This window comes from Streptomyces sp. KL2, from assembly GCF_046529545.1.
GTDB lineage: Bacteria > Actinomycetota > Actinomycetes > Streptomycetales > Streptomycetaceae > Streptomyces > Streptomyces radiopugnans.
In genome coordinates this window covers 3,953,059-3,974,881 of record NZ_CP127170.1, presented here as the reverse complement: position 1 = coordinate 3,974,881, position 21,823 = coordinate 3,953,059, and the positions used below count along the sequence as shown (strand labels likewise).

Sequence of the window (21,823 nt, the reverse complement as noted above, 5' to 3'; positions counted from 1 at the left end):
TCGCGGAAAACGCTCGCAGAGCGGCGGACGGCCCGGCCATGTCTTTCGACAGGGCCCGAAAGGCCCAGGGAGAGCGGCGGACCCCGGTGTTCCGGCGGTGCCCGTGGTGCTCGTGTGGTGCACGGTGCGCTTACGGCCGGCTGTCAGAGACTCGGGGATGCGGCCGGTACGGAGGGGACGGACCTCGACGGGTGGCGGAGTACGGCCGCTCCCAGCGGAGTGAGCGTGTGCAGCACGCTGTTGCTCAGGCGCCGGCTCGCGACCAGACCCGCGTCGCGCAGCACCGTGGTGTGGTGCGTGGCGGTGGCGGGTGAGACGCCCAGGCACCGCGCCAGCTCCGACGTGGTCGCTCCGGGCACGAGGGCCCTCAGCGCGGCCGCCCGGGTCTTCCCCAGCAGCGCCTCCAGGGACGATTCCGGGGGAGGTACGACGGCGGCGGGCGCCGGGCGCTGCACGGGGTAGACCAGCACCGGGGGCAGCGCGGCGTCCGCCAGGGCGATCGGAGTCCGCCAGCAGAAGTAGGAGGGCACCAGGCACAGTCCGCGCCCGCCCAGATACAGGTCCCGGTCCTCGACGTAGTCGACGTGGAGGACCGGCGCGCGCCAGCTCATGGCGGGTGACAGCTCGGCGAGCAGTCCGTGGACGCCCCTGTCCAGTACCTCACGGGCCCGCAGGGCGCACTCGCCCTCGATCTCCGCGCAGACGCGGTCGTGGTGGGGAGCGACGACGGCGTCGTGGTAGGCGCGGAGGGCCCGGGCCAGCTCCTCCCTGTTCTCGCGCTCCACCAGCTTCGGAGCCCAGCCCGGGGCGCGGTGCTCCCGGCCGAACCTGGCCGTCTCGCGGGCCACCCGCTCGGGCGGGGTGTCCACGATCGCCGCGAGCCCCTGCTCCAGACCCTCCGCGGACTCGTGCGGGTTCAGGAAGTCGGGGAAGTAGCGTGCGCGGGGCAGCATCGGCACCAGTAACCGGCGCACCGCCCTGCCGACGGGCGTTCCCGTGAGCGCCTCCATGGCCTGCCGGTGCCAGTCGGCGTAGGCCCAGCGCCCCCGCGAGGTCTGGAGGCGGTGCAAGCTGCAGACGACCTCCCACAGCGGATCGGGTTTTCTCGCAAGACGGACGCGTGCGAGATCCTCAGGTGTGAAGTGGATCCTCAGCAGGAGACTCACCCCCCGTTGACCGTCACCCTGCCCACGGAGCAGGGTGGGGGAAAGCCCTTACCGGCCGCAACACCCGCGTTTCGGCCGCTCCGCCGCCATCGCGCCACCCCTCCGCCCCCGGGGCCGCCGGATGAAATCGATGACGCGACCACCGCGGTCCGCTTCGACACCGCGCAAGAGGCGTGAGAAGACGCCGGTGTCCAGCACAGCGCGTTTCACCGGCCGTCACCGCGGATCTCGCGGATCGCGGCCGGAGGTCCCCGGCACTGTCGCTGTACGCGTACGAGTCGAGCGTCGTCCCTGGGCCGTTGCAGCCGGAGCCCTGCATCCGGGCCGTCTCCGGGACCCGTCTCCCGCCTTTGACCGGGGAGGTCTTCGAGCGCCGGGCCGCAGCTCGCCCGGCCAGGTGGCAACTCCCGGCCGAGCGGCCGAGCACCGCCTCCTCCCTCGTATCGGGCAGGCGCTGCCGGAACGCGGCCGGCGCCTCCCGTCCCGCGGCGGGGGGCCCGCGCCCCGGGGCTCCGGCCGGTGCCGTACGCTCCGGCACCTGTGCACCCGTCCGTGCGGGCCCTACGGGCTCGATGGGGTGCTCCGTCCGGGAGGGGGGTCCGTGCTCGCTCCGCCCGCCGGGTGGCCGACTGCAGGTCCGCGTCCCTCCTCCCACTAGGGTGGCGGAGCATGCGACACATACGAACCGTCACAGCGATCCTGGCCGTCGGCCTGCTCACCGTCGGCTGCGGGGGAAGCGAGGACGGCAACGGGGGTTCCGGCACGCAGAGCAGTGCGGAGGCCGGGAACAGCAAGAGCGACCAGAGCGACCAGAGCGGCGAGAGCGGCCGGGCCGAAGAGGGGGAGCGGCTCCCGGTCGTGGTGGAGTCCCCCGCCGGGGAGCCCGTGGGCACCAGCCCCACCATCAGCCCGAGCCCGGCGCGGGACGCCGACTTCACCGAGAAGGTGATCCACGAGCTCCGGAAGCGGACCGTGCGGATGGCCGGCGCGATGGGCAGCACCAGCGGCTCCTGCGAGGGCGGCGAGATCACCCTGAAGGCGAAGGCCGCCACCGAGTGCACGGTCGCCTACGCGGACGTCGAGATCCCCTGGACGGTGACGATCTCCGACTCCTACAAGGAGGGGTCCTTCTTCATCCAGTACAACGCGGAGCCGGGCAAGGGCCTGCTGACCGGTGAAGGCGTGAGGGCGAAACTCTGGGAGGACAACCACCGCTACAGCGAGGAGATGCGCTGCGAGGAGCTTCCCGAGGCCGAGGTCGTCGACCTCGACGCGGACACCGGCCACAAGTGCCAGATCGTCAACAAGAGGAGTGACGGATCGGGCGAGTACACCGTCGACATGGCCGTCAAGGTGAACCCGCGCGGCCCCTCCTTCGACCGCCTCCGCTGAGACGGCACGGCTGGGAGACAGGCCGGGCGGCCCGGGATTCCCGGGCCGCCCGGCCTGTTCCGCGCAGCGCCGCCCGTGGTGTTCACGCCGTCCGGGCCGGGCTCCGCCAGGATGGTCCGAACGGCCCGGAAGGTCCCGTCCGGGTCACGATCGGGCCCCGTATCCGCCCGCGGCGGGCCGCATGCTGTGAGATGGAGTGGAACACCCGTACGGGACGAAAACGACCGGAGACGGCGAAGGGCAGACGTGGCACGAACCCAGGACATGCGCAGAATCGCACAGACGGTGGCCCAGGGGGCCGATCCGCGGGCCGTGGCCGAGGAGGAGCTGCGCCGGCGACGGCGCGGCGGGACCGGGAACGGTGGAGACGGCCGGGACGCCGGGACCGCCGAGAGCGGATCCTCCCGGCAGGGCGGCCCCTCGCAGCAGGACGGCATGGACCCCGCCGACTTCCCCGCCGCACGGGAGCAGGGCGGCGGCTCCATCGCCACCGTGATGACGCAGCGGACCGTTCCGCTGGTGGAGGCCGGGGAGGCGCTCAACCGCAGCGAGCAGCAGCGCGAGGGCGGCGTGCCGGTGCACGTCATCTGCCCGATGGTGCTCCCGCGCGGACGCTCCCTGCTGAGCATGCTCCCGGTGCTCATGCTGCTGGTGGTGGGCGCGGTGGGTTCCTCCGTGGTGTCCGCCGCAGGCGGCAGCGCGCTGACCAATCCCCTCTTCGGCGTCCACTACTGGGTGCTGTCGGTGTCGGCGGTGGTCTTCGTCTGGTGGCGGCAGGGCATGGTGATGGTGCCGGACGGCTGCCAGGCGCTGATCACCCGCTTCGGGAAGCTGGAGCAGGTGGTCGGCCCCGGCCGGGTGATCCTGCTGAACCCGTGGAAGCGGGTGTCGTACATCCTCAACACCACCCGCGAGTACCCGTTCAACGCCCCGGTGCGCGAGGCCCCCACCCGCAGCGGGGTGAAGGCGTCGATCGACCTGTTCATCCAGTTCCGGATCAACGACCCGGTGGAGTTCGTCTACACCCTCGGCGCGGTCCGCGGCTTCGAGGAGAAGCTGAGCAACGCGGTCAGCGAGACCATCCGCAGCCTGATCTACGAGCAGGAGGCCGCCGGCATCTACGACATGGTCGGCGAGGACACCGGCCGGCTCCTGGAGCAGCTCAACCAGCAGTTCCAGCCGGCGGTGGAGCTGACCAACGCCAACATCACGCACGCCGAGCCCTCCGACCGCAACTACCGCATGGACCTGGCCGCCCCGGAGATGGTGCGGGTCGCCAAGGAGGCCTACACCCACGAGTACGCGCTCCAGCTCCGCAAGGAGCAGGACGAGGGCGACCTCACCAAGGAACTGGCCACCCTCCAGGAGACGTTCTCCGCGATCCAGGCCGAGATCGCCCAGTACCAGGCCCAGATGGACACCGCCGTCGAGCGGGAGACCAACCGGGCCCAGGCGCTGGCCCGGCAGCGCTACGTGCAGGCCGAGTCGGAGGCGAAGGCCAACGCCGCACTGCTGGAGGCGCAGGCCCTGGACATCCGCGCGGTGACCGCCGCCGAGGCCCCGGAGATCCTGGAGTACCGCTACCGGCAGCAGATGCTCGACACCCTGGAGCAGGTGGCGGACCACCTGCCGCAGCTGGTGCGGGTGGGTGGCGCGGAGGAGTCCGACGGCACGGCCGGGGTCGACTTCCTGCGGCTGGCCCGGGAGATGATCGGCGAGCACGGCACGGAGCTGTTCACGGAGGCCGACATGGCCGCCGTCCGCGCCCGGCTGCGGGAGGTCTCCGAGCGCATCGAACGGCGCCAGGAGGAGATCCGCGCCCTGCTGGAGGAGGAGCGGCCGACCGTGCCGGCCGGAGGCACCGCGGCCGCCGGGGGCGTGGAGGCCGCTGGGGAAGCGGCGCCCGGCGGGGAGCCCGGACCGCCCGCAGCGCCTGAAGCACCCGGGGAGACCGGAGTACCCGAAGCACCCGGAGCGACCGCAGCGTCCGACGACACCGAGGAGGGCGCGCAGTGAGCGCCGTGTCCACCACCCGCAGGTCGGTCATCTCCGAGGCGGTGGCCCCCTGGAGCGAGATCGCCCAGCTGCTGCGCGGCGGCGAGGCGGGCACCCTGGTCCCGGTCATCATCCCCCGCCACCGCCGCCGGCTGTGGTGGCTGCTGCCTTTGTGGTTCGGGGTGTTCGCGCTGCTGACCGGCGTACTGCTGAGCGCGGGCGGCTCCGAGGGGCTGACCGGCGCCGTCCGCGGCTCCCTGGCCGCGCTCTCCTACGTCCTGGGCGTCCTCGCCCTGCTGGCAGGGGGGCTGTGGTGGTGGCGCTCCTCGATCGTGGAGATCGAGCAGGGCACCAACGGGGTCCTGACCCGCTACGGCGCGGTCACCCGCACCCTGGACCCCGGCCGCCACTATCTGTGGCACCCGTGGTCGCGGGTGGAGTTCGTGGTGGACACCGCCACCGAGATCCCCTACTCGGCCCCGGTGATGGCCTGCCCGACCCAGGAGAACGTGCCGCTGCGGTCGATCGAGTTCTTCCTGAAGTTCCGCATCACCGACGCGGTGCTGTTCGTGCGGACCATCGGCGCGGGCAACTTCGACCTGGTGCTCTCCAGCGCGGTGCAGGACGCCATCCGGCAGCGGGCGCGCAGGATGCGCACCGAACGGGCCTACGACCTGCGGGGTTCGGACGTGGCCGACATGCAGGAGCTGCTCAACCGCCAGCTCTCCCGCTACGGGGTGCGCATCACCGGCTGCAACATCCCCGACGTGCAGCTCCCGGCCCAGTACCAGCAGCACCTGGCCACCCGGGAGCGGGTCGCCAAGGAGCGCGCCGCGTACGACCAGGAGTGGGGCCTGACCCGCAAGCGCCGCATCGACAGCCTCCGGATGGACATCGAGCGGGCGAAGAAGGTGCGCGACGCGCGCATCGTCGAGGTGAAGGCCGCCCTGAACCGGGCGCGCGAGGAGGTGGCCCAGCTCCTGGAGGAGCAGGAGACCAACGCGCAGCGGGTGCGGTTCGAGATCGAGACCCGCGGGCGCAGCGGTCTGATCGCCGCCGAGAACGAGGCGCGCGCCCAGCGCCGGCTGGCCCAGGCGTACCGCGACAACCGGGCGGTCCTCCAGTACGAACTGGCCCGCCGCCGCCTGGAGGTCGGCGCGACCCTGGCCGGCAGCGCGCCGCGGCCGGTGGTGGTGCGCACCGACGGCGCCGGTGGCGGTGACACCTCGGCGCTGTCCACGCTCCTGACGGCCCAGCTGCTGCCGCGGCTGGCCGCCCTTCCGCCGGTGGAGCGCGGTGCCGGGTCCGCCGGCACCGCGGACGGCGAGCGCTGAGCCCCGCCCCGCCCACCCGGTCCGCCCGGCCCCTTCAGGCCGGGCGGGCGCGCCCCGGGGCCGCCGTCCTCCCTCACGGGGGGCGGCGGCCCGCGTCTTCCGGGGTGTCACATGAAGTTGCGGGTGTGGAGTGCGGAGAGTTCGGCCGCCTCGTCGGCGGGGAAGCCGAGGTGGACCAGGCGGCGCTGCCTGCCCTCGTCCATCTCGGACTGGAGGGCCAGGACCGCGTCGTGGCCCCGGCCGATCGCCTCGGGGTTCCACTCGCCCGCCGCGAGGACCACCAGGGAGTCGAAGACGTCCGCGTTGAGGCCCGAGGTGTCGGTGAGGGCGTCGTGGCGGCGCTCCACGGCCGCGCGGAGCCTGCCGCGCAGGGCGGGGTCGACGGTACCCCGGTGGTGGAGGTGGGCGACGCCGAAGGCCACGTGCCGGGCCTCGTCGCGGCGGGCCAGGGCCGTGATGCGGCGGGTGACCGGGTCGGGGGCGTGGCGCTCCAGGAAGGCCAGCAGGCTCAGGAAACTGCCTTCGCCCAGCACGGAGAGCAGGAACGAGGCCAGTGAGAAGTCCGGTTCGGTCAGCAGGGTGTTGAGCGACTCCCGTCCACCGGCCGAGGACGTGCCCATCTCCCCGCCCCGCAGCAGGGCGCGGCGGGTGAAGACCTCCATGTGGCGGGCCTCGTCGGCCGCCTGTACGGCCAGCAGTTGGAGGACCTCGCGGAAGTGCGGGTGGACGCGTGCCAGCAGCCGGGCGGGGACGACGAGGGCGGCCTGCTCGTTCTCCACCAGATAGGTCATCACCTGGACGACGGCGCGCTCCACCTCGTCGGGGAGGGTGAAGGGCGCCTCCCAGTCGACGGCCCGGCCCGGGTCCCACTGCTCGGCCGCCGCACGGGCGTAGAGGTGGGGGGCGACGTCGGCCCAGACGTGGTCGCGGTCCGCCAGGTCGAAGGGGCCGGCCGGGCCGCCGCTCTCGACCAGCGCGCCGCGTGCCGCGAGGCCCCAGGCGGGCGAGGGGCGGGCGGCGAGGCCGCCGGGGCCGGGGCCGCCGGCCCGCTCGGCGTCCGACCAGCGGTCGAGATCCGCCCGGCCGCGGACGATCCGGGCGCGGACGCCGTCGGCCTCCCGCCCGCCCGGACCCCCGCCCGGGTCCGGGACGCGCAGTTCGTGGCCGTGCGCGCGGCACCAGGCGCGCAGGTGGACGGGCAGCGCGGGGTCGTCCCCGGCCACCGCCAGCTCCTGGCCCGGGCGCAGGTCGAGCAGCGCGCGCCGCACCAGCAGGTGCGCGCCCCGGTCGAAGCCCAGCGCCCCGAGGCGGAGTGTCCGCGACCCGGTTCCGGTTCCGGAGCCGGAGCCGGAGCCGGAGCCGGAGCCGGCCGCGGTCACGGCGCGTACTCCGCCGCGGTGACCCTCCCGGCAGGGTCGTAGAAGCCCGTCTCGTCCACCGCGGCCTCCAGCGGCGCGTAGCCGGTGGTGCGGCCGGGACGCCAGGCGGTGAGCCCTTCCAGTTCCAGCAGGGGGCGCGCCTCGGGGTCGGCGCAGGACATGGACAGCAGCAGCTCGCCGAACCGTTCGGCCAGGTCGGCGGGAGCGTCGTCCGCGACCGTCATGTTGCAGTGGTCGTACGGCTCCGTCTGGGCCAGCACCCGTGTGCTCCCGGGCGGCAGCGTCCCCTCCCGCCCGAACAGCAGGTGGTTGGCGTCCAGGAGGCAGGCGGCGTCCGCCTCGCCCGCCAGCAGGGCACGCGCCGCCTCCCGCTCGCCGCCGACGTGGTCGCCGTGGAGACCGGTGCCGTTGTCGAAGCGGCGGACGCGGAAGTCCTCGCCCCGACGCAGACCCGCCCGGCGCAGCGTCTCCAGCGGCAGCAGGGTCGCCTGGGGCGAGTCGACCGCCCCGACGGCCACCGTGCGCTCCTTGAGGTCGGCGAGGGTGGCGACGGGCGAGTCGTGGCGGGTGACGACGACGGAGGTGAGGTCCTGGTCGGTGTCGCGCATCACCAGTGCGCGCACCTCCCGGCCCGCCGCCCGCGCCATGCGGTCGGCGCGCACCCAGGCCAGCGGTGAGTTCCAGGCGGCGTGCAGCCTTCCGGCGAGCAGGTCCTCGACCTGGCGCTCGTAGTGCGAGTAGAGCAGGAAGTCGAAGGGCAGGTCCCGGGCACGCAGCCAGGCGCGGAAGCCGGTCCAGATGGTGACGGTCTTCGGGTCGTAGGCCACGGCGCCCATCAGCAGCGTCAAGGGTCGCTCTCCTCACAAGACGGCGATCGCCGCAAAGCCTAGGAGTACGGGACGATCCGGACAACCACGCCCCGGGCGCGGGCGTGTGAAGGGCCGCCGGACGCGTCGGTCCGTTGCCGCGCGGCCGCGGCGCACGGGCGGGGCGGGGCGGGGGGAGGACGGGCGGAACGGGGCGGTCAGTGCTCGGCGGGCCGGCCGTCCGGCGGCGTCGCGCCGGGGGACGGCTGCTCCTCCTGCCGCGTGCGCGCCCCGGGCTCGCTCTCCAGGACGTGCTCGACGATCCTCGTCACGGCGGCGAGCCCCTCGGGGGACAGCTCCAGTGCGCGCAGGGCGAGCTTTCTGACGCCCATGTTGTGGGCCACCCTGGCGAGTTCTATCTCGGCGTCGGTCCGGGCCGCGGCGCGCTCGTCCAGGAAGTAGGAGGCGGGGACGCCGAAGAAGCGGGCCAGGGCCGTCAGGAGCTCGGTGGAGGGGTTCTTCTTGGTGCCCTTGCGCAGGGCCGACAGATAGGCGCCGCCCACCCGGACACCGGGCTCCGCGCGCTTGACGGCGGTGGCGACCTCCTCGTTGGTGTACCGGCGGCCCTTGGGGCCCTCCGGGCGGACGGTGTCGAAGAGCCGGTCGAGTCTCTCCGCCAGCGTCCGATCCCCGCGGGTGTCGGACACCGCATCCACCTCCACCACACCGGAACCGACCAGGAGCCGTCACCGCATCATAACTCCTGCCGACCGGGCAGGAGTTGACAGCCCGGTCATTCAAGAGCCTAAACTCACTCATCGCATTCGCTCAACTACCAGTTGAGTTGAATGATGAACGGTTCAACCGCAGGTTCACCACCGCCCATGCGCCGGACCGCACGACCGGGGGAGAAGGGGATCGATGAGTACTGCGCCGAGGACGACCGAGGAGCACGCGCCGTCCCCCTCGTGCTGTCCGGGAGGCGGCCATCACCCCCTGACCGATGACCTCACCGGGCTGCTGGTGAGGAGGGCCTGGGAGATCAGGGCCTCCCAGGCCCTCGCCTCCGCCCGCCGGCAGCACAGGCCGCTCGCACTGCTGCTGGGCGATCTCGACCGCTTCAAGTCCGTCAACGACACCTACGGCCATCTCGCGGGGGACGCCGTGCTGCGCGCCGCGGCGGACGTGCTGCGCCGTGTGGGGAGCGCCGTCCAGAGTTCGGCCGGGGAAGCGGTCTGCGGGCGCTACGGAGGCCACGCGGGCGACGAGTTCCTGGCCCTGCTGCCCGGCGCCGGCGCCGAGGAGGCGATGGCCGCGGCCCGGCTCGTCCAGCAGGGCGTGCGGGAGATGTCCGTGCCGGCCCCGGTCAGCCGCGGCACCACCGTGACCATCACCGGGCAGACCGTCTCGCTCGGCGTCGCCGTCTGGGATCCGGCCGACCCCGCCCCGGGCGGGCTGTCCGACCTGCTGCTGGACTCCGACGTGGCGCTGCGGGAGGTCAAGCGCCAGGGAGGCGGCCGCATCCGGCTGGCCGGCGCCCCCGGCACGCCCGACCCGCGCCCTGCGGCCCTCCTGCACGGCCCCTTCAAGGCGATACCGCCCGCCGCCCGGCCGAGCTGGCTGCCGTACGGCGGGACGCACCGCGCCGTGCCCGCGGGCACCTGGTGGGACGCGGTACGGATACCGGGGCGGACGGGACTGCGGGTGCTCGACGCGCTGCTGCGCCACGGCGACCGGCCGCCCGGCCCGGTCATCGCCGACCTGCCCGCGGAGGGGGGCGTCCCGGGCGGAGTGCCGGAGGGGGGCTGGGACCGGTCGCGGATGTACTTCCTCATCCCGCCCAGGGCCGCCGAGCGATGGGAGCTGCCCGGCACCCGCGTGCTGGGCCGCGGCTCCTACGTCGTCGTGCCCGACGCCGCCAGCACCCGCCCGCCGGGCCTGCACTGGATGGTGCCTCCGGCCGCGGACCGCCGGCTGACCAGCATCCGCGCGCTGCGTGCGGCGCTGGAGGCGGCGGAGGGCGCCGCACCGGCCTCCTGCGCGTAGGGACGGAAGCCGCGGGGGAAGCGGACCGCGCCGAGCGTGCGGGGCCCGCACGGCATGCGCGGCGCGCGGGGCGTGCCGCGCCGGCTCCCGGCCGGGTGCGGCCGCCGGCGCCTCCCGGCTGTCGGTCATACCGGCACTCTAGGAGCATCTCCCCCCGCCTGTCCCGGCCTTCGCGCCACTCTCCGCGATCGTCATATGCCACTGCGTACCGATCCGGACGGCGGGCGGGGCGGGGTCCACGGGGGCCGGACCGGCAGGGGCCGGATCCACGAGGGCGGGCCTCTCCAGCGGCTCGAACACCACGCGCGGCTCGCCGCCGTCGAAGGTGAGCGCGAAGGAGGCGTCCAGGGCTCTGGCCAGCCGGGCGAGCACCGCCAGGGTCGGCATGCCGCCGCCCAGCTCCAGTCTGGAGACCTGCGGCTGGCTCATGCCCGCGCGGCAGGCCAGCTCCGCCTGGGAGATGCCCAGCGCCCTGCGGCGTCCGTGCACGGCGCGGCCCAGGCACACGGCGACCCTCGCCTTCTCCCGGGCCCGGTCCGCCTCGTCGTGGACGTACTCCGCTCCGGCCCACCGGGGGCGGGCGGCACCGCGCCGGGGCCGGCCCCTCACAGCGCCGCACCTCCCGCCGCCTCCGGAACCGCGTCCGGAACCGCCTCCGAGGCGGACTCCGGGACCGTCTCCGCCGCGCCGGCGGCGCGTCCGGTGCGGGCCGCGCGGGCGCGGAACGCCTCCTTCACCTCCCGCCAGCGCCGCTCCTGCCCGCGCGTCATACGGCCGCGCAGTTCGGCGAGTTTGAGCAGGTTCGCCTCGGCGTCCGCCGACAGCGTGCGGGCCTCGGCCGTGTAGTGGTCGTCGATCAGCGCCTCGACCTCCTCCTCCGTCATCACCGGCGCCAGGCGCCCGGCCAGCTTCCCCGTGTCGCGGTAGGAGCCCTGGAGGCGGAACGGCGGCTCGGTGCGGGCCGCCTCGTCGCCGGACGCGGAGGCGATGTAGGCGGCGTTGACCGCCAGCACCGTGCGCCGCACCCGCAGCAGCCCGCGCAGCACGCCCAGCACCTGCTCCAGTTCGGCGGGCGCGTACGGGTGGGACAGGCGGTCGGCGCGAGCCGCCGGGTCGCCGGCGGCCAGCCGCACCAGCAGCTCGGTGTCGGCGCGTTCGCGCGAGGCCAGGGGCGCCAGCACCGGGTTGGCGGTGAGGGAGTTCTCGATGTGGCTGAACGCGAACAGCTCCTCCCGGCCGGACAGGACGTCGCCCAGGTTCCACACGTCCGCGCGGTTGGCGAGCATGTCCGGGACGCGGAAGCGGGCGCCGGACTCGGTGAAGGGGTTGCCCGTCATGCACACCGCGAACCGCTTGCCGCGCAGGTCGTACGTGGCCGGCCGGCCGTCGGAGAACCGCACTCCGTCCAGGCGGCGTTGGGCGTCGCACAGCGGGATGAATCGCTGGAGCAGCTCCGGCGAGGTGTGCTGGACGTCGTCGAGGTGGAGCAGGACGTCGCTGCCCGTCTCCAGCGCGAAATTGATCTTCTCGACCTCGCGCCGCGCGGTGGCGTCCGGTGCGGCGGCCGGGTCCAGGGAGGTGGTGCGGTGGCCCAGCGCCGGGCCGTCGACGCGGACGAAGGCCAGGCCCAGGCGGGCGGCGACGTACTCCATCAGCGTCGTCTTGCCGTAGCCGGGCGGGGAGAGCAGCAGGAGCAGGCCCTGGCTGTCGGTGCGGCGGTCCTCCCCCGCCGTGCCGAGCTGCTTGGCGAGGTTGTCGCCGATCAGCGGCAGGTAGACCTCGTCGATGAGGCGGTTGCGTACGAACGCGGGCAGTACGCGCGGCACGTACGCGTCCAGCCGCAGCCGCTCGCGCTCGGCGCCCAGCAGTTCGGCCCGGCGGCGGGTGTAGGCGCGGTGTGCCGGGACGCGGACGGTGCGGAACTCCTCGGTGCGGGCGAGGAACTCGTCCAGGCGCAGCGGCAGGGCGCCGCCGGTGATCCGCGGATGGGTGCCCAGCAGCCCGGTGACGACGGCGGTCAGCGGGGCGTCGACGTCCCGGTGCTCCAGCACGTCGCCGCACAGGGCGACGGCGACGGCCTCGGGCAGGTCGGGGGACGGCGCGGCATCCCGCCCGTCCTCGCGTGCTTCCCGGGCCGCGGACTCGGCGTACGCGCCCAGCCACGCCGTCGCGAGCTGGTGGCGGGCCGCCGGCTCCCCCGGCGATCCGCCGCCCAGCGCCCGCAGGTCCTCGGCGAACTCCTTGGCCGGGGCCGACTGAGCACCGCCCAGGGAGGCGTAGAAACCCTCCAGCAGGGCGCGGGCGGCGGGGCCGACGGCGAACCGGCCGCCGCTGAAGGCCAGTTCCTCGGCCAGATACGCCCCCACCGCGGCCGGGCGCGACGGTGCCGGCAGCCCGGCGCGCTCCAGGAACTCCTGGGCCGTGCGGCCCAGTTCGGCGGCGAGCGGCTCCAGCGCGCCGTGCGCGCCGAAGGCCGCGCGGGCGCGGGCCAGCGACTGGGCGCGCACCGTCCAGGCGGCGCGTGCCGCCCCGTCCGCGCCGTACGCCCAGAACAGCTGCGCCGCGGCCCGCGCCTGAGGGGTGAAGCGCAGCAGCCCGGCCCCGGCCCTCAGCCGCAGCGCCTGGGCGAGGATCGCGGCGGCGTCGTGGTCGTGGACGCCCCGGTCGTACCCCTCGTCGTACGCGGTCCCGGCCGCCCGGCGCACCAGGGGCAGCAGTCCTTCGGCGTCCGCGTCCCCCGCCCCGGTCGCGCCGGGCGGCAGGTCCGCCAGCACGGTGGCCGCCAGGTGCTCGGCGCGGTAGACGTGCGGCGACTCCGAGACCAGCGGCTGGTCCCAGAACTCGCGGGTGGCCGCGAAGTCCGGGTCGCGCACGGCGGCGCGGTAGCCGGTGCCGGAGACCGCGAAGGCCAGTCCGTCGCCGTGCGGGACCAGCGTCACCTCCAGCGGTCGTGTGCTCACCGCGAAGCGGTGGCGGCCCAGCCGTACGGTGCCGGCGCCTCCGCCCCCGTCCGCGTCGGCGCCCAGCTCGACGCGGTCGCGCAGGGCCCGGTCCGCCTCCTGCCGGGCCGCCGCCAGGGAGGCGGTCAGCTCCTCGGCGCGCGCGGTGTCGCCCAGGGAGCGCAGTTCCTCGGCGGTGGCGCGGATCCGGGCGACCAGCGGATCGGCGGCGAAGTGGGCGGCCACCTCCTCGGCCGAGGCCAGGGAGGCGCAGCGGCGTGCCACGGTCTCCAGCACGCGGGCGGCGGACACCGCCAGGCGCTCGGCGCGCCGTGCGCGCTCGTCGAGCTGGGCCTGGCGGCGGGCGGCGAAGGTCTCGCGGATCTCCTCGCGCCGCTCGGCCAGGCGGGCGAGGAAGTCCTCGTGGGCGCCGAAGCGGGATTCCAGGTCCTCCAGGCGCACCAGCAGCCGCCCGAGCTGCTCGTCGCACTCGGCGGGGGTGGTGGCGGCGGCCAGCGCGCCGGTGACCGCCTGGCCCAGCAGGGCCGTCTCGGCGGCGAACTCCGCCCGCCCCTCGGCCTCCAGCAGCTCCCGGCGCCGGCCCTCCAGCACGGCGCGGGCGCGGTTGACGGCGGCCGTGGCCTCGCCGATCCGCTCCAGCACGGCCGTGCGCACGGTGGCGTCGCCCACATCCAGGGAGCCGATCACCTCGGTGACGGCGCCGAGGCCGTCGGCGTGCCCGGCGATCCGCTCGCCCAGCGCGTCGGCCTCGGCGGCCGTGGGCGCGGCGGCGGCACGCTCGGCCAGTTCGGCCACGGCCGCGCCCACTCCGTCGAAGGCGTCCGCGCGGGAGAGGTCCGCGGCCGCCCGGCGGCCGGTGGCGGCCAGCGCCTCGTCAAGCTCCGCGCCGAGCGCGTCGATCCGGCCGGGGTCGGCGTGGCGCAGCTCACGCAGGGTCTCCACCGCTCCCCGGGCGCGGCGCAGTTCGGCCAGGAGCGCGACCCAGCCGGCCGCCTCGCCGGGCACCTCGCCCCGGGCTCGGCGCACCAGCGCGGTGGTGCGCGCGGCCGTCTCCTCCACGGCCGCGGCGGCTCTCTCGCGCAGCTCGGCCACCCGCGCGTACTCGGCGACGGCCTGCTCCGCGGCCTCGCGCAGCGTACGCAGCGGTGTGCCGAGCCCTTCCAGCTCCTCGGCCAGGCCGGGCGCGTCCAGCCAGTGGTGGCGGTCGGCGGCGCGGGCGCAGGCGGCGGTGACCGCCTCCAGGGCGGCCGCCGTGGGCAGTCCGCCCCCGCCCGCCCCCCGCGCCGTCCATCCGGTCACCCCCTCGGCCAGCCGTACGACGGACAGGCAGTCGGAGATGCCGCGCACCAGCTCGGCGTTGCCGACCCGGGCCAGCGGCCCGTCCCCGGCGGGGCCGGCGGCGCGGGGGCGGAGCGCGTAGGGGGTGTTCCACAGCCGCACGGGGTGCGCCGCCGTCTCCTCCCCGCCGGCCGCCTCCCCGAGCACGGCCAGGGTGCCGTCGTCGAAGAGCGCGTGGCCCAGGGCGGGGATCGGGGCGGCGGCCTCCTTGCGGATGAGGTTGTACGGCAGCAGCAGGGAGCGGCCCCGGGCGGGGGCGTGGAAGACGTACAGCACGTCCTCGCCGTTGGGTGAGCGCACCTCCGCCTCGAACTCCATCCCCTCGGTGTCCGCCTCGAAGGTGCGGGCGGCCGAACCGGCGGGGGCGTCGGCCAGGTAGCAGCCGCCGGGGAAGACGACGCCCTGGTCGTCGGGGAGGCGGCGGCACGCCCGCCCGATGCCGTCCAGCCGCAGCACCTCGCCGGTGCGGGTGTTGAAGACCAGGTGGCGGTGGGCGGTCTCGTTGTACGGCAGGACGCGCAGCAGGACGAGCGGGCCGACGCGGGCGTGGGCGATCTCGGCGTCGGCCAGGGCCTGCAGGGGGTCCTCGACGGGTTCGCTGTGGACGCCCTCGGCGGTCTCGGTGTCGTTGACGGTCTTGACGGTGAGGGCGCCGCCGACGGTCGACACGTACAGCGTCCCGCCGTCGACCGCCACATGCGGGTGGCGTCCGGTGACGTGGTCCTCGCGGGCGGCGGGCGTCCAGACGACGTCCTGGGCGGTGCGGGCGGAACGAGGGGCGCGGTCGAGGTGGTCGCGCTCGCCCTTGGCGTCGAGGTAGGCGACGGCGCCGCCGTCCTCGGCGCGCCAGCGCAGGACGCGGATGTCGGTGGCCCGTTCGCCGATGGAGAAGACGGCCAGCAGCAGCGGTCCGGTGCGGCGCAGCCGCAGCAGCCGGGCGTGGCGGTAGTAGCGGAACAGCTCCTCCACGTCGCGGTGGAGGCGGGGGTCGTCGAGCAGACCGGGCACGGCGTCCGGCCCGGCGGGCTCGAAGGCGGGCGGGCCGCCGCCCTCCACGCGCAGGCGGTGGAGGGTGAGCACGTCGGCGACCGACTCCGGCCGCCCGTGCCCGGCGGGCGGGTTGGCGCCCAGCAGCAGCGCCCCGCCGACGGCCGCCGCGTCGCACGGCACCCGGGGCCGCCCGGTGTCCAGCCGGGCGGCGCCCGCCAGTTCCAGTCCGGCGCCGCCGAAGACCTCGACCCGGCGGTCGTTGAGGGCCCGTGCCCGGGCCGCGAGATCCGCCGCCGCGGCCGCCATCCGGTCCCGCAGCACCTCGTGGGCGCCCGCGTCCGGCCGCGCGTCCGGCGTCCGGCGTGCCTCGGTTGCCACGTACCCTCAACTCCTCGTTCGTCCGGGTCTCTTCAACGGTTCTTCGGCGCGGCTTCGGCCGCGCTTCGGCCGCGCTTCGGCCGCGCTTCGGCCGCGCTTCGGCCGCGCTTCGGCGGTGTGCGGGTCAGCGGACCGCGGGTGTGCCGTTCGCGGCGGCGCGGGTGCGGGCCGCCGCGCCGTCCGCCCCTCCCGCCAGGGCCGACAGCGGCAGGTCGGCGACACCCGAGCCGCGTACCGCGTCCAGCAGGGAGGCCAGCTCCGGTGCCTCGGGGCCGCCGCTCGCGGCCAGCTTCGCCAGCAGGCCGGACAGTGTCAGGTCGCGCAGCCCGGCGGCGCCGAGTCCGGCGGTCATGGCGGTCAGGTCGCGCGTGAACGTCGAGTTCTCCTTGTCGAGCCAGCCGCCCGCCATGGCCCGGACGGTCTCGCTGCGGTTCACGAAGCCGTCGACGCTCCTGCCGGCGGCGATGGAGCCCACCAGCTTGTCGAAGAAGACCGAGTCCCCGCCGACGATGTCGATGTTGGCGTTCTCCAGGCCGGTGGCGATCAGGGTCGCCTGGGACTCGGCGATCTGCCGCTGGACGTCGATGTCCGCGATGCGGATCTCCTTCTCCGCCTCCAGCCGCAGGCGGTACTCCTCGTGCTCCCGGCCCGCCTCGTCCAGCCGGGCCATGGCGCCGGCCTTCTCGGTGAGCCCCTCGGCCTCGGCCTTGAGCTTCTCGCGCAGCCCGTCGGCCTGGGCCAGGGCGAGCTCGCGCTCGGCCTCGGCCTCGGCGTGGCGGGTCTTGGCGATGGCGTCGGCCATCCGCTCCTGGACCTCGGCCTCGGCGAGTCCGGCCGCGGCGGCCTCGGCCTTCCTGCCCTCGGCCAGGCGTACGGCGGCGGCCGCGTCCATCTCGGCGGCCTTGCGGCGCGCCTCGGCCATCGTCAGCTCCTCGGCGGCCCGGTGCCCGGCGGCCTGCTCGGCGGCCTCGGCCGCCTTGATGTCCTTGACCAGCCGCTCCTGGGCCTGGGCCTCGGCGGCGATGATCAGGGCCTGGCGCTCGCGCTCGGCCTCCTCCACGGTGCGCAGCTTCTTGATCTCCTCCTCCTGCTGCGCGACGGTCTTCTCCACCGCGATCCGCTCCCGGATCACGTCGGCGATGTCCCGCTTCTCGGCCTCGACCTCCTTGTCGGCGGCGATCCGGCGCAGCTGGGTCTCGCGCTCGCGGGCGATGACCTCCAGCAGGCGGTCCTTCTCGATGCGCTCGTTCTCGATGGCCACGACCCGGTCGCGGTTGAGCTTGGCGACGGCGATCTCGCGCTCGCGGTTCTCGTTCTGGATGCCGAGGGCCTCCTCGGTCTTCAGGTGCGCGGTGTGGGCGCGCAGGCGCTCCTCGGCCTGGACCCGGGCGGTCTCGGCCTCCTCGCGGGCGCGCACGGTCTCTATCTCGCGCTGCTGGCGGATCTCGGCGTCGGCCTGGCGGCGCTCGAGTTCGAGGACGGCCTCGCGGGCCTCGACGTTCTGCCGGGTGATCTCCTTCTCCTCGTTGCGCTGGAACTCGTTGGTGCGCACGTGCTCGACGGCCGTCAGCTCGGTGATCTTGCGGATGCCCTGGGCGTCGAGGATGTTGTTGCCGTCGAGCTGCCTGAGCGGGGTCTGCTCCAGGTAGTCGATCGCCGCGTCCTCCAGGCTGTAGCCGTTGAGGTCGGTGCCGATGACGGCGATGATCCGGTCGCGGAACTCGTCGCGCTTGGTGTAGAGGTCGGCGAAGTCCAGCTGCTTGCCGACGGTCTTGAGTGCCTCGGAGAACTTGGCGTTGAACAGCTCCTGGAGCGTGGTCCGGTCGCTGGCGCGCTCGGTGCCGATGGCCTGGGCGACCTTGATGACGTCCTCGACGGTCTTGTTGACGCGGACGAAGAACGAGATGCGGATGTCGGCGCGGATGTTGTCCCGGCAGATCAGGCCCTCGCCGCCGGTGCGGGCGATCTCGATCGTCTTCACCGAGATGTCCATCACCTCGGCCCGGTGCAGCACGGGCAGCACGACGGTGCCGGTGAAGGTCACGTCGACCTTGCGCATCTTGGAGACGATGAGCGCCTTGCCCTGTTCGACCTTGCGGAACAGGCGGCTGACCACGATCAGCAGGGCGATGCCCATGAGCAGGAGCACGGCGATGAGCACGCCGAGGCCCGTGGAGATGACGTCCATGGCGGTGGGGTCCTTTGTGAGGTCGTGTGCTTGGGGTCCGGTGGAGGGGTCCGCGGTGGGCGCGCGGGGTTCAGCGCGGCGGGCGGCCGGCGTCCGGACCGGGGTCCAGTACGGGGTCGCAGGGCATGACGTGGAAGAAGCCGCCGTCGGGGTCGTAGTCGAAGACCAGCGCGGTGCTTCCGGCGGCCAGGCCCGCGGCGTCCTCGCTCCGGGCGCGGACCTGGACCAGATGGGCCGAGCCGTCGTCGGCGGTGATCTCGGCCTGTCCGAAGCGGTGGCTGACGTGCCCGGTGCGGATGGTGCACACCCGGCCGACGAGGTCGCGGTGGCTGGTGCCCGTCTCGCGCGGCGCCAGCCTGGCCAGCGGGCGGACCAGCAGCCGGGTCAGCGCCCAGGCGGCGGCCAGCGCGGCGGGCAGGACCAGCAGGCGCGCCGGGCCTCCCCCGCCGATCCGCTCGACCGCCACCGCACCGCTCAGTGATGCGAACCAGGCAATCGAGATGAGGAGCGACAAGGAGACGGAGACGGGCGCCCCGCCGAGTCCGGCAGCCGCGAGAAGCGCAGCGGGGCCGGTGGCGGAGTGGTCGCGGTGGTCGGCACCGGTGTCCTCACCCCCGTCGAGGGCGTCGACGCCGACCGCTCCGACCAGCACCGTCACCCAGTAGACGAGCACCACCACAAGTCCGAACCCGAACAGATTGGCGGGGAAGCTCATGGCCACACGCATGAACTCGCTCATCTTTCCACCCCCGTACCGGTCGCGGCGTGACCTCATGCTGACAGTCCGCCAGCGGATCGCACATTGCCAGGTTCCGGCAATCTTTACGCCGTGCTTACGTCCGGCAACAGGAGGGAACCACCGGCACGGAAGCCGTTGCCCGTCCTGCCGTCCCCCGCCCTTCGGGCAGGGTCGGGCAGAGGCGGCGCGGCGGCCCGGTCAAGCGGTCCGACCGGACGGCCCGGCGGCCGCGGGGATCCGCGAGCTGCTACAGCGGCTTCTCCGGCCAGCCCAGCAGCCGGGCGCCCATCGCGGCGGTCTCCAGGGTGTAGCGCTGGAGGCCGTCGCCGGGGTCGTAGCCGGTCAGCTCCCGGATGCGCGCCAGGCGGTACGACAGGGTCCGCACGCTCACTCCCAGCCGGCGGGCGGCCTCCGCGTTCACATAGCCCGCCGCCGAGCACACCGACAGGGTCTCCAGCAGCGGCGCGGCCCCGCCGCGGGCCTGGGTGAGCGGCCCCAGCACGGTGCGCACCAGATCGGCCATCGCCGCGCGGTCGCGCAGCAGCACCGGGAAGACCAGCATCTCCGCCGCGTTGAACCGGACCCCGTCCAGACCGAGCCGGTCGGCGAGGTCCAGGGCCCCCAGCGCCTCCTCGTAGGAGCGCACCACGCCGCTGGGGCCGCTGTGGGAGCGGCCGAGCGCCACCCGCTCGGCGGCGGGGTAGCCCGGGCCCGGGTCCTCGGCGAGCCGGGCGAAGGCCTGCAGGACGGACTTGTCCGCGCTGGCCGCGATGCACACCAGCCGCCCGTCCTTGGTGGCGAGCAGTACGTCGCGCTCGCCGAAGCGGCCCACCAGCTCGCGCTCGATGCGGCGCACGGTGGGGTGCACGTCGTCGTACTTCTCGGTGCCCAGGGCCACGGCGACCGCGTGCGCGCGGGCCAGCCGCAGGCCGAAGCGCTGGGCGCGCTCGGCGAGCCGGCCCAGGTCGCTGCGGCCGTAGAGCAGGTCGTCCACGAACTCGCGGCGCTCGGCCTCCTCCTGCCGCACCGCCAGCCGCTGGGCCCGCTCGTGCCCCTCTCCCAGCGCGGCCACCGCGGCCTCCAGCGCGGCCAGCAGGGCGTCGCCGGTGCGGGCCCGCTCCGCGGCCGTGGCCGACCGGGCGATGCCCGGCAGCGCGCCCCACAGCCGGCGGGTCTCGGCGAGGTAGAGGCCGACCAGTTCACGCAGGCCGTAGCCCTGCTCGGCGACCCGCTCGCCCATCTCCCGGAAGGTGTCCAGTTCGGCGCGGCGCAGCAGCCGCCCGGTCCGGGATATCTCGGTGAGCAGTTCCGCGTAACCGCCGAGGAAGGAGTCGGGGATCCCACCGCGTCTCATCGGTGCAACCGCCCCTCTTCCGTCCCGCACTCCGCTCGCCCCCGGGCCGTACGGCCGGTTCACCGGCACAGCGTAAGGGAGGGGTGGGGCCGCCGTGGCAGGGGTGGCGGCGCATGCCGCGGGGAAGGATCCCGTCCGGTCGCCGCGGCGGAGGGCGGTGTGATCACCGTCACCGGCGAAACCGGGGCGGCCGGGGCATTCGCCGACATGGACCGGGAGTTGCCGGGCATTACCCGACGGTACCCGCGCAGTCGTGCACGGATCCGCTCTTGCGCGGAAACAGCAGGTTGTGGGTACGGTGGTATGACAATCAAGATCACTAACGGTGTGCCGGGAAGTCTGGTCGGCGACGTTGTCCACGTACCCCGAAACCGACCCCGGGAGGTCACTCCATGTCCAATGCCCCCAAAGAGCGCACCTCCCTCTTCGGGCTGCCGTCGTTCCAGGAGCGCCGGTTCCTGCTTGAGGCGCTGCGCACCGAGACCGTCGGCGGGATGCTGCTGCTGGCCGCCGCGGTGGTGGCGTTGGTGTGGGCGAACTCTCCCTGGGGGAACCTGTACGAGTCCGTCCGGGACTTCCACTTCGGCATCCCCTCCCTCCACCTCGACCTCTCCGTGGGGCACTGGGCGTCGGACGGCCTGCTGACGATCTTCTTCTTCGTCGCCGGCATCGAGTTGAAGCGCGAACTGCTCCTCGGTGAGCTGCGGCGCCCGGCGGCCGCCGCGCTCCCGGTGGTCGCCGCCGTGTGCGGCATGGTGGTGCCCGCCCTGTTCTACGTCGCGGTCAACGCGGCGGGCGGCGGCCAGATGGACGGCTGGGCCATCCCCATGGCCACCGACATCGCCTTCGCCCTCGGTGTGCTGGCCGTGATCGGCACCAACCTGCCGTCGGGCATCAGGGCCTTCCTCCTCACCCTCGCCATCGTCGACGACCTCGGCGCGATCCTCGTCATCGCCGTCTTCTACACCTCCGCGCTGAACCTGCCCGCCCTGGGCGGGGCGCTGGCCGGGCTGGCGGTGTTCTGGTTCCTCCACCAGAAGCTGCGGGTGCGCGGCTGGTACGTGTACGTGCCGCTGGGCCTCGTCATCTGGGCGCTGATGCACGCCAGCGGGGTGCACGCCACCATCGCCGGTGTGGCGATGGGCATGCTGCTGCGGGTGATCCCGGCCAAGGGCAGCGAGGGCTGGCCCACCGAGAAGGAGTCCCCCGCCGAGCGGATCGAGCACCTGGTGCGGCCGCTGTCGGCGGGCTTCGCGGTGCCGGTGTTCGCGCTCTTCGCGGCGGGCGTCAGCGTCTCCGGCGACGCGCTGGGCGACACCTTCCGCCAGCCCGAGGCGCTGGGCGTGATCCTCGGCCTGTTCGCGGGCAAGCTCCTCGGCGTCTTCGGCGGCACCTACCTGGCCGCCCGCTTCACCCGCGCCCGGCTCAGCGAGGACCTGGAGTGGGCGGACGTGGTGGGCGTCGCGCTGCTCGCCGGCATCGGCTTCACCGTCTCGCTGCTGGTGGGCGAGCTGGCCTTCGCCGGAGCCGAGGTCGCCGAGCAGGTCAAGGCGGCGGTCCTGATCGGCTCGCTGGCCGCCGCGGTGGCCGCCGCCGTCTTCCTCAAGTTCCGCGACGCCCGCTACAAGCGGCTGTGGGAGGAGGAGAACCGGGACGAGGACCACGACGGCATCCCGGACATCTACGAGCGGCCGCGGGGCAGGGTCACCGAGGACGCCGCCGGCCGGGTCGACCGCGAGGTCGGCGAGGGCTGACGGC

At 74.6% G+C, this 21,823-nt stretch carries 14 protein-coding genes; 5 read left to right on the top strand and 9 right to left on the bottom strand.

Annotation, left to right across the window (positions count from 1 at the left end; genetic code table 11):
• Window positions 1–143: 143 nt before the first annotated feature.
• Window positions 144–1,070, bottom strand: coding sequence for a DUF5937 family protein (locus tag QPK52_RS17895; RefSeq protein ID WP_410538489.1), 927 nt, complete (start codon window positions 1,068–1,070; stop codon window positions 144–146).
• A gap of 765 nt (window positions 1,071–1,835) precedes the next feature.
• Between QPK52_RS17895 and QPK52_RS17890 the strand changes: the two genes are divergently transcribed.
• From QPK52_RS17890 to QPK52_RS17880, 3 genes are all read left to right on the top strand, one after another.
• A complete protein-coding gene (locus tag QPK52_RS17890; RefSeq protein ID WP_410538488.1) occupies window positions 1,836–2,558 on the top strand; it encodes a hypothetical protein in 723 nt (240 codons plus the stop codon).
• A gap of 264 nt (window positions 2,559–2,822) precedes the next feature.
• A complete protein-coding gene (locus QPK52_RS17885; RefSeq protein ID WP_410538487.1) occupies window positions 2,823–4,574 on the top strand; it encodes an SPFH domain-containing protein in 1,752 nt (583 codons plus the stop codon).
• Window positions 4,571–5,887: an SPFH domain-containing protein gene (locus QPK52_RS17880; protein ID WP_410538486.1), complete on the top strand. Its 1,317-nt coding sequence runs from the start codon at window positions 4,571–4,573 to the stop codon at window positions 5,885–5,887. The genes QPK52_RS17885 and QPK52_RS17880 overlap by 4 nt, the downstream gene beginning before the upstream one ends.
• 107 nt (window positions 5,888–5,994) lie before the next feature.
• Here the strand turns inward: QPK52_RS17880 and QPK52_RS17875 are convergent, their stop codons facing one another.
• The 3 genes from QPK52_RS17875 to QPK52_RS17865 form a co-directional block, all read right to left on the bottom strand.
• Window positions 5,995–7,266 carry a ferritin-like domain-containing protein gene (locus QPK52_RS17875; RefSeq protein ID WP_410538485.1) on the bottom strand — a complete coding sequence of 424 codons (1,272 nt, stop codon included), beginning with the start codon at window positions 7,264–7,266 and terminating at the stop codon, window positions 5,995–5,997.
• On the bottom strand, window positions 7,263–8,114 hold the full coding sequence (locus QPK52_RS17870) for a phosphate/phosphite/phosphonate ABC transporter substrate-binding protein (RefSeq protein WP_410538484.1): 852 nt from the start codon (window positions 8,112–8,114) through the stop codon (window positions 7,263–7,265). The genes QPK52_RS17875 and QPK52_RS17870 overlap by 4 nt, the downstream gene beginning before the upstream one ends.
• Before the next feature lie 176 nt (window positions 8,115–8,290).
• Window positions 8,291–8,779 (bottom strand): XRE family transcriptional regulator, encoded by a 489-nt coding sequence (locus QPK52_RS17865; protein ID WP_410538483.1) that lies wholly within the window; start codon window positions 8,777–8,779, stop codon window positions 8,291–8,293.
• A gap of 214 nt (window positions 8,780–8,993) precedes the next feature.
• On the opposite strand from QPK52_RS17865, the gene QPK52_RS17860 reads away from it, so the two are divergent.
• Window positions 8,994–10,118, top strand: coding sequence for a GGDEF domain-containing protein (locus QPK52_RS17860; protein ID WP_410538482.1), 1,125 nt, complete (start codon window positions 8,994–8,996; stop codon window positions 10,116–10,118).
• A gap of 138 nt (window positions 10,119–10,256) precedes the next feature.
• On the opposite strand, the gene QPK52_RS17855 is transcribed toward QPK52_RS17860, so the two are convergent.
• The 5 genes from QPK52_RS17855 to QPK52_RS17835 form a co-directional block, all read right to left on the bottom strand.
• Window positions 10,257–10,727 (bottom strand): helix-turn-helix domain-containing protein, encoded by a 471-nt coding sequence (locus QPK52_RS17855; protein ID WP_410538481.1) that lies wholly within the window; start codon window positions 10,725–10,727, stop codon window positions 10,257–10,259.
• Entirely contained in the window at window positions 10,724–15,712 is a 4,989-nt protein-coding gene (locus QPK52_RS17850) for a DNA repair ATPase (RefSeq protein WP_410540374.1), read from the bottom strand. Before QPK52_RS17850 ends, QPK52_RS17855 begins: the two co-directional genes overlap by 4 nt.
• 196 nt (window positions 15,713–15,908) lie before the next feature.
• Entirely contained in the window at window positions 15,909–17,972 is a 2,064-nt protein-coding gene (locus QPK52_RS17845; RefSeq protein ID WP_410538480.1) for a flotillin family protein, read from the bottom strand.
• A gap of 70 nt (window positions 17,973–18,042) precedes the next feature.
• On the bottom strand, window positions 18,043–18,711 hold the full coding sequence (locus QPK52_RS17840) for a hypothetical protein (RefSeq protein WP_410538479.1): 669 nt from the start codon (window positions 18,709–18,711) through the stop codon (window positions 18,043–18,045).
• A gap of 247 nt (window positions 18,712–18,958) precedes the next feature.
• Window positions 18,959–20,065: a PucR family transcriptional regulator gene (locus QPK52_RS17835; protein ID WP_410538478.1), complete on the bottom strand. Its 1,107-nt coding sequence runs from the start codon at window positions 20,063–20,065 to the stop codon at window positions 18,959–18,961.
• 392 nt (window positions 20,066–20,457) lie between these two features.
• Here QPK52_RS17835 and nhaA point away from each other — a divergent pair, with 392 nt between their 5' ends.
• Window positions 20,458–21,819, top strand: coding sequence for a Na+/H+ antiporter NhaA (gene nhaA / locus QPK52_RS17830; protein ID WP_410538477.1), 1,362 nt, complete (start codon window positions 20,458–20,460; stop codon window positions 21,817–21,819).
• Window positions 21,820–21,823 lie beyond the last annotated feature (4 nt).

What these genes read in the sequence shown, in the direction of transcription:
- QPK52_RS17885 (WP_410538487.1), top strand. Translation starts at nt 2,823, where the DNA reads ATGCGCAGAATCGCACAGACGGTGGCCCAGGGGGCCGATCCGCGGGCC.
- QPK52_RS17850 (WP_410540374.1), bottom strand. Translation starts at nt 15,712, where the DNA reads ATGGCGGCCGCGGCGGCGGATCTCGCGGCCCGGGCACGGGCCCTCAAC.
- QPK52_RS17840 (WP_410538479.1), bottom strand. Translation starts at nt 18,711, where the DNA reads ATGAGCGAGTTCATGCGTGTGGCCATGAGCTTCCCCGCCAATCTGTTC.
- QPK52_RS17845 (WP_410538480.1), bottom strand. Translation starts at nt 17,972, where the DNA reads ATGGACGTCATCTCCACGGGCCTCGGCGTGCTCATCGCCGTGCTCCTG.
- nhaA (WP_410538477.1), top strand. Translation starts at nt 20,458, where the DNA reads ATGTCCAATGCCCCCAAAGAGCGCACCTCCCTCTTCGGGCTGCCGTCG.
- QPK52_RS17860 (WP_410538482.1), top strand. Translation starts at nt 8,994, where the DNA reads ATGAGTACTGCGCCGAGGACGACCGAGGAGCACGCGCCGTCCCCCTCG.
- QPK52_RS17890 (WP_410538488.1), top strand. Translation starts at nt 1,836, where the DNA reads ATGCGACACATACGAACCGTCACAGCGATCCTGGCCGTCGGCCTGCTC.
- QPK52_RS17835 (WP_410538478.1), bottom strand. Translation starts at nt 20,065, where the DNA reads ATGAGACGCGGTGGGATCCCCGACTCCTTCCTCGGCGGTTACGCGGAA.